Here is a 6550-nt window from a genome sequence, read left to right as displayed (position 1 = left end):
TCCCTTGATGGGAGATGGTTGCCGCAGCTTGGCAGCTCCGGTGCATTGCGGAGGTTGGATGAGGGTGAGCGGCGCAGCGCGCCGCGCGACCGCTGCGCGGTCGCACCCCTCATCCGGCGCTTCGCGCCACCTTCTCCCACAAGGGGAGAAGGACTTGTGAGCAACACCATGACCGAAACCTCCACCACCCGCATGAACATGATCCAGGCGATCAACTCCGCGCTGGACGTGGTGATGGCGCGCGATCCCGACGTGATCGTGATGGGCGAGGACGTCGGCTATTTTGGCGGCGTGTTCCGCGCCACCGCCGGTCTCCAGGCGAAGTTCGGCAAGACCCGCGTGTTCGACACGCCAATCACCGAGATCGGCATCATCGGCGTGGCGATCGGCATGGGCGCCTATGGCCTTCGCCCCGTGCCCGAGATCCAATTCGCCGATTACATCTACCCCGCGCTCGACCAGCTCGTCAGCGAAGCCGCGCGGCTGCGTTACCGCTCGGACGGGGAGTTCACCGCGCCGATCACCGTACGCTCGCCGTTCGGCGGCGGCATTTTCGGCGGGCAGACGCACTCGCAGAGCCCCGAGGGCATCTTCACCCATGTCTCCGGCCTCAAGACCGTGATCCCCTCCACGCCCTATGACGCCAAGGGCCTGCTGATCGCCGCGATCGAGGACAATGATCCGGTGATCTTCTTCGAGCCCAAGCGCATCTACAACGGCCCGTTCAACGGCCATTGGGACCGACCGGCGGAGAACTGGTCCAAGCACCCCGGCGGCGAGGTGCCGACGGGATACTACAAGATCCCGCTCGGCAAGGCGGCGGTGGTGCGGCCCGGCGAGGCGCTGACGATCCTAGCCTATGGCACCATGGTCCACGTCTGCCAGAAGGTGGTCGAGGAAGCCGGCGTCGATGCCGAGATCGTCGACCTCAGAACCCTGGTCCCGCTCGACATCGAGACGATCGAGGAGAGCGTGCAGAAGACCGGCCGCTGCATGATCGTCCACGAGGCGACGCGCACCAGCGGCTTCGGCGCCGAACTCGCCGCTCTGGTGCAGGAGCGCTGCTTCTATCACCTGGAAGCGCCGGTGGAGCGCGTCACCGGCTTCGACACCCCGTATCCGCACAGCCTGGAATGGGCCTATTTCCCCGGCCCGGTCCGCATCGGCATGGCGCTCAAGAAGATCCTGAAGGACTGACATGGCCCGCTTCACCTTCAAGCTGCCCGACATCGGCGAAGGCATCGCCGAGGCCGAGATCGTCGCCTGGCACGTTCGCGTCGGCGACCGGATCGAGGAGGACCAGAACCTCGCCGACATGATGACCGACAAGGCGACGGTGGAGATGGAATCCCCCGTTGCCGGCACGGTGGTGGAGCTGGCCGGCGAGGTCGGCGACCAGGTGGCGATCGGCGGCATGCTGGCGGTGATCGAGACCGAGGGCGAGGCGAGCGGCGAGGCAGATGCGCCGGTGCCGGCGTTGCTGGAGGAGCCGACCTTCGAGGCGGAGAATCCGGGGGTGGAGGAAATCGTATCTCCCTCTCCCCCTGTGGAAGGGGGAAGGGGCCCGCTCGCGCCAGCGAGTGGGAAGGGTGAGGGGGACGCGGTGAGCGCCCCGCAACCCACGCCCCCTCACCCCCCCGCCGCCTCCGGCGGCTCCTCCCCTCTCCCACAAGGGGAGAGGGGCAGTGCAGTCCTCGCCTCGCCCGCCGTCCGCGCGCGTGCACGCGACCTCGGCGTCGACCTCGCGCAGGTGAGGGTCGCCGACGGCGACCGCGTCCGACACGCCGATCTCGATGCCTTCCTGCGCTATTCCGGCGGCCAGGGCTATCACGCCCCCCACGCCAGCCGCGCGCGCGACGACGAGCAGGTTCGCGTCATCGGCATGCGCCGCCGCATCGCCGAGAACATGGCCGCGGCGAAGCGCAACATCCCGCACTTCACCTATGTCGACGAGATCGACGTCACCGCGCTGGAGGCGATGCGCGGCGACCTCAACGCCAATCGCGGGCAGCGCCCGAAGCTGACCATGCTGCCCTTCCTGATCGTCGCGATCTGCCGGACGCTGCCGGACTTTCCGATGCTCAACGCGCGCTACGACGACGAGGCGGGGGTGGTCACCCGTTCGGGCCGCGTCCACCTGGGCATGGCGACGCAGACCGACGCGGGCCTCACCGTGCCGGTGATCCGAGACGCGCAGGATCGCAACGTGTGGCAGCTCGCGGCCGAGATCACGCGTCTCGCGGAGGCGGCGCGCGCGTCCAAGCTCAAGTCGGAGGAGCTTCAGGGCGGCACCATCACCGTCACCTCGCTCGGCCCCTTGGGCGGCATCGCTACCACGCCGGTGATCAACCGGCCCGAGGTGGCGATCATCGGCCCCAACAAGATCGTCGAGCGCCCCGTCTTCCAGGGCGACGAGATCGTCCGCGCCAAGCTGATGAACCTCTCGATCAGCTGCGACCACCGTGTGGTCGATGGCTGGGATGCGGCGAGCTACGTCCAGGCGCTGCGCAAGCTGCTGGAAACCCCGGTCCTGCTGTTCGCGGACTGAACGGCCTTACCGGATTGCCCAGGCCCGGAACGGCGATCCCTTCGGCAGCGCCACCGGCTCCAGCCAGTCGAACGTCTCGCCATGCGCCAGCCGGTCGTAGAATCCACCGGGCGCCTTGCTCCGGTACACCGTCGTCTCCGCCATGTTGGGGCAGACCAGCAGCAGGGTCGCGCCGTGGCGCTTCATGATCGCGCGGGCCTGATCGGGCGTGCCCTTGAAGGCGTGCTGCGTATCGAGGATCGCGTCGCCGTTGCGATGGTACGGCCCCGAGATTGCGTTCATGTGCGTGGTGACGATCAGCCGCGGGCCGAGGTCGTTGAGGGTGAACACCGTCTGTGCAGGCAAAACGCCCACCTGCTGGAGCCGCGGCAGCGCGGCGCAGCGTGATCCGGCGCGGTTGACGCGCTTCACATAAGGGCTCGGCCGATCGATCGGCAGCCATTTGATCGCCAGCCCGGCGAACAGGCCGGAAACGAGCAGGAAACCGCCGACGGTGCCGAACACGCGCACTATCATCGATCGGTGACCAATCGTCCACGGCAGCACGATCCAGGCGAGCGCCACCGAGCCGGGCACCGCCATCATCTGCGCCGCCGGCCCAGCGCGCGCCTGCCATAGCAGCATGACGCAGCCGAACGCGACGAACAGCAGCACACTCGCCCAGCCGATCGCCGCGGGCGTGCCACGCGCGCGCCACGCGCCGACGGCCGCGCCGATCAGCCCGATCAGTGGCAGCGTCACGATCGGGAAGGCCGATCGGAACGGGTGAAGATAGACCGGCTTGGCCTCGCGCACGTTGGCAAGCCAGCTGGCATAGAGCTCGGGCGAGACCTGCTCAGGCCGCCCCAGGCATTGCGGAAAGGCGAGCGCGAAGCCCGCCGCCAGCAACGCACCCGCCGCCGCCGCCAGCCCCAGCCGTACGCCGCGCCGCGCCGGCGAGAGCTGCGCCAACGCGAACAGCAGCACGCCCGCGCCCACCGTCACGCTCAGCCACACCGGGGTCAGCGCGTCGCAGCGCAGCCCGCGATTGGCATAGGAAGCGAACACCGCGAAGCCGATCGCCGAGCCGCCGCCCAAAGTGAGCGCATAGGCGCGCAGCCGCCCCGCCTCACCCGCGTCCCACACCCAGCGCAACGCGATGATCGCGCCGGCAAAGGCGCAATAGGGCAGCATCTCCAGCCCCACCGTCAGCGAGGCGGCGCTCGCCACGCCGACGATCGCGCCGCCGCGCGCCGCCTTGGGGTCGCACAGGCCGGCGACGGTGAGCGCCAGGAAGGCGAGCTGCCAGCCATGGTGATCGATGCGCATGGGCATGAACATCAGCATCGCCGCCGAGGAGCCGACCAGCATCACGATCGCCAGCGGCCAGGCGCGCGGGCTGACCAGCCGCCGCACGGTCGCGCCCATCGCCAGCATGGTGACGCCCAACGGCAGCAAGGGCGCGATGCCGCAGGCCAGCCGCTCCGCCCACACCGGCCCCGCGAACGGGCGCAGCAGCAGGATCAGCCCGGCGATCGGCAGGTCGACGAGGCGCGACCAGTGGATGTCAAACCCCTGCGGTGGGTTCAGCCGATAGTTGCGCAGGTCATACCAGCCCTGCCCGTCGAGCAGCGCGCGCACCTGCATCAGCCGCATGTTGTCGTCGGTGTCGCCCAGCGCGAGGAAGCGGATGTTCGTCCAGCGTTCCCACACATACCAGGCGATGAGGACCGCCCAGGCGATCAGCGTCAGCCGGATCCAGTACCGGTCGATCTCGTCGGAAAGGCCCCTGCCCGCTTCGGTCAAAACGCTTTCCTCACGCATCGCGCTCAATTACGGCCGCTTACCGACCGTGGCGCGGCTCTACCCGGGCGCGCGCAAAGGGCAAGGCATGGCGACCGCGAGCACCCGTTCCCCCGACTACCGCACTTTGTTCTGGCAGCTGGTCCGCTTCGGCATCGCGGGCGGGCTGTCCACCCTGGTCTATGCGGTGATCTACTGGCCGCTCGCCACGTATGGCAACGCGCTGTTCCATCTGGGCCAGGGCGCGCCCTGGCCGCTGGTCGGCAACGTGCTGGGCTATGTCGGCGCAATGGTGTCGGGCTATTTCCTGCACAGCCGGTGGAGCTTTCGCGACCACGGCTCGCGCGACGATGCGCTCGCCACGTCATCGCGGTTCTTCGTCGTCTCGCTGGTCAGCTTCGCGCTCAACACCGGCTTCGTCTGGCTGTTGACCGGGCCGCTGATGCGCGGGCCGACCTGGTGGCCGCTGGTGCCTATCCTGTGCGTGACGCCGCTGGTCACCTTCGCGCTCAACCGCTTCTGGGTATTCAAATAATGGACCGCCGCGTTTACGACCGCATGGCCGAGCATGATTCCACCCATTGGTGGTACCGCGCCCGCCGCGACATCCTGGCCGACTACATCACCCGCTATGCCGGCCTGCCCGCCGACGCGCGCATCCTGGAGATCGGCTGCGGCACCGGGCACAACCTGCCGATGCTGGCGCGCTTCGGCGAGGTCGACGCGATCGAGATCGATCCCGCCGCGCGCGCCGTGGCGGCGAAGCGGCTCGGCAAGCCGGTGGGCGATGCGCCCCTGCCCGCGCTGCCCGGCGTGCCGCGCGGCCACTACAATATGATCGCGGTGCTCGACGTGGTGGAGCATATCGAGGACGATGTCGCCGCGCTGCGTGCGATGGCCGAATGCCTGGCGCCGGGCGGGCGCATCCTCATCGCGGTGCCCGCGCACCAATGGATGTGGAGCGCGCACGATGTGGTGAACCACCACCATCGCCGCTATTCGAAGGCGACGCTGCTCAAGGCGATCGAGGGGGCGGGGCTCACCGCGCGGCGGATGCGCTGGTTCAACTCGCTGCTGTTCCCCGTCGCCGCGGCGGCGCGGGTGATGGGGCGGATCACCGGCCGCGACGACAGCGACGATTCACCCCCGCCCAAACCGCTCAACGCCGCGTTCGAGACGATCTTCCGGCTGGAGCGCCACCTGATCGGCCGCGTGCCGATGACGCCGGGCGTGTCGATCGTGACGCTGGCGGAGCCGCGCTGATGCTCGCGGACCGGCTGGGGCTGTCGATCCCGCTGGTCCAGGCGCCGATGGCGGGCGTGTCGACCCCCGCGCTCGCCGCCGCCGTGTCGGAGGCGGGGGCGCTCGGCGGGATCGCGGTCGGCGCCACCGATGCCGCGGGCGCGCGCGGGATGATCGCCGAGGTTCGCGCGCGGACGGCGCGGGCGTTCAACGTCAACTTGTTCGTCCATGCCGAGCCGACAGTGGATCCGGAGCGCGAGGCCGCGTGGCTCCGCTGGCTGACACCGCATTTCGCCGCCTTCGGAGAGGCACCGCCGACCGCGCTGCGCGCCATCTACCGCAGTTTCGCGCACGATCCCGAGATGCTGGCGGTGCTGGTGGAGGCACCGCCGCCGGTGGTCAGCTTCCACTTCGGGCTGCCGCCGGCGCCGGTGCTGGCTGCGCTGCGCGGGCGCAGCCTGCTGGTCGCCACCGCCACCAACCTCGACGAGGCGCGCACGATCGAGGCGGCGGGGCTGGACGCAATCGTCGCGCAGGGGATCGAGGCGGGCGGACATCGCGGTACCTTCGATACGGACGCGCCCGATCCGATGCTGGGCACGCTGGCGCTGGTCCGGCTGCTCGTCCGCCATGTCCGGCTGCCGGTGATCGCGGCAGGCGGGATCATGGACGGCGCCGGCATCGCCGCGGCGCTCGATCTGAGCGCGGCGGCGGCGCAGCTCGGCACCGCCTTCGTTCTCTGCCCCGAATCCGCCGCGGACGACGGCTATCGCGCCGCGCTCGCCGGACCGGGCGCGTGGCACACCGCGCTCACCGCCGCGGTCTCGGGCCGCCCGGCACGCGCGCTGGCCAACCGCTTTACCGCAATGGGCGTCGCCGCGCCGCGCCCGCCCGCCTATCCGCGCGCCTATGACGCCGGCGAGGCGCTCCACGCCGCCGCCCGCGCGCCGGGCGAGCACGGCTCTGGCGCGCGCTGGG

At 70.0% G+C, this 6550-nt stretch carries 6 protein-coding genes; 5 read left to right on the top strand and 1 reads right to left on the bottom strand.

Annotated elements, in window-relative coordinates:
- Window positions 1–192: 192 nt before the first annotated feature.
- The gene (locus tag ACFDTH_RS16790; protein WP_375288708.1) at window positions 193–1197 is read left to right on the top strand and encodes an alpha-ketoacid dehydrogenase subunit beta; all 1005 of its coding nucleotides are present in this window, start codon (window positions 193–195) and stop codon (window positions 1195–1197) included.
- A 1-nt stretch (window position 1198) separates the two neighbouring features.
- Window positions 1199–2548, top strand: coding sequence for a dihydrolipoamide acetyltransferase family protein (locus tag ACFDTH_RS16785; protein ID WP_375288707.1), 1350 nt, complete (start codon window positions 1199–1201; stop codon window positions 2546–2548).
- Window positions 2549–2554: 6 nt separating this feature from the next.
- Here the strand turns inward: ACFDTH_RS16785 and ACFDTH_RS16780 are convergent, their stop codons facing one another.
- Window positions 2555–4333: an AcrB/AcrD/AcrF family protein gene (locus ACFDTH_RS16780; protein ID WP_375288706.1), complete on the bottom strand. Its 1779-nt coding sequence runs from the start codon at window positions 4331–4333 to the stop codon at window positions 2555–2557.
- Between the two features lie 85 nt (window positions 4334–4418).
- Here ACFDTH_RS16780 and ACFDTH_RS16775 point away from each other — a divergent pair, with 85 nt between their 5' ends.
- The 3 genes from ACFDTH_RS16775 to ACFDTH_RS16765 form a co-directional block, all read left to right on the top strand.
- Window positions 4419–4865 carry a GtrA family protein gene (locus ACFDTH_RS16775; protein WP_375288705.1) on the top strand — a complete coding sequence of 149 codons (447 nt, stop codon included), beginning with the start codon at window positions 4419–4421 and terminating at the stop codon, window positions 4863–4865.
- Window positions 4865–5593, top strand: a complete 729-nt coding sequence (locus ACFDTH_RS16770; protein WP_375288704.1) for a class I SAM-dependent methyltransferase — start codon at window positions 4865–4867, stop codon at window positions 5591–5593. Before ACFDTH_RS16775 ends, ACFDTH_RS16770 begins: the two co-directional genes overlap by 1 nt.
- Window positions 5593–6550: NAD(P)H-dependent flavin oxidoreductase (locus ACFDTH_RS16765; protein ID WP_375288703.1), on the top strand; the 958-nt coding region annotated here is incomplete at its 3' end. The genes ACFDTH_RS16770 and ACFDTH_RS16765, both read left to right, overlap by 1 nt.

Source organism: Sphingomonas sp. (assembly GCF_042096255.1).
Lineage (GTDB): Bacteria > Pseudomonadota > Alphaproteobacteria > Sphingomonadales > Sphingomonadaceae > Sphingomonas.
The sequence above is the reverse complement of the archived record's forward strand: the minus strand, read 5'-3'. Positions and strand labels throughout refer to the sequence as shown.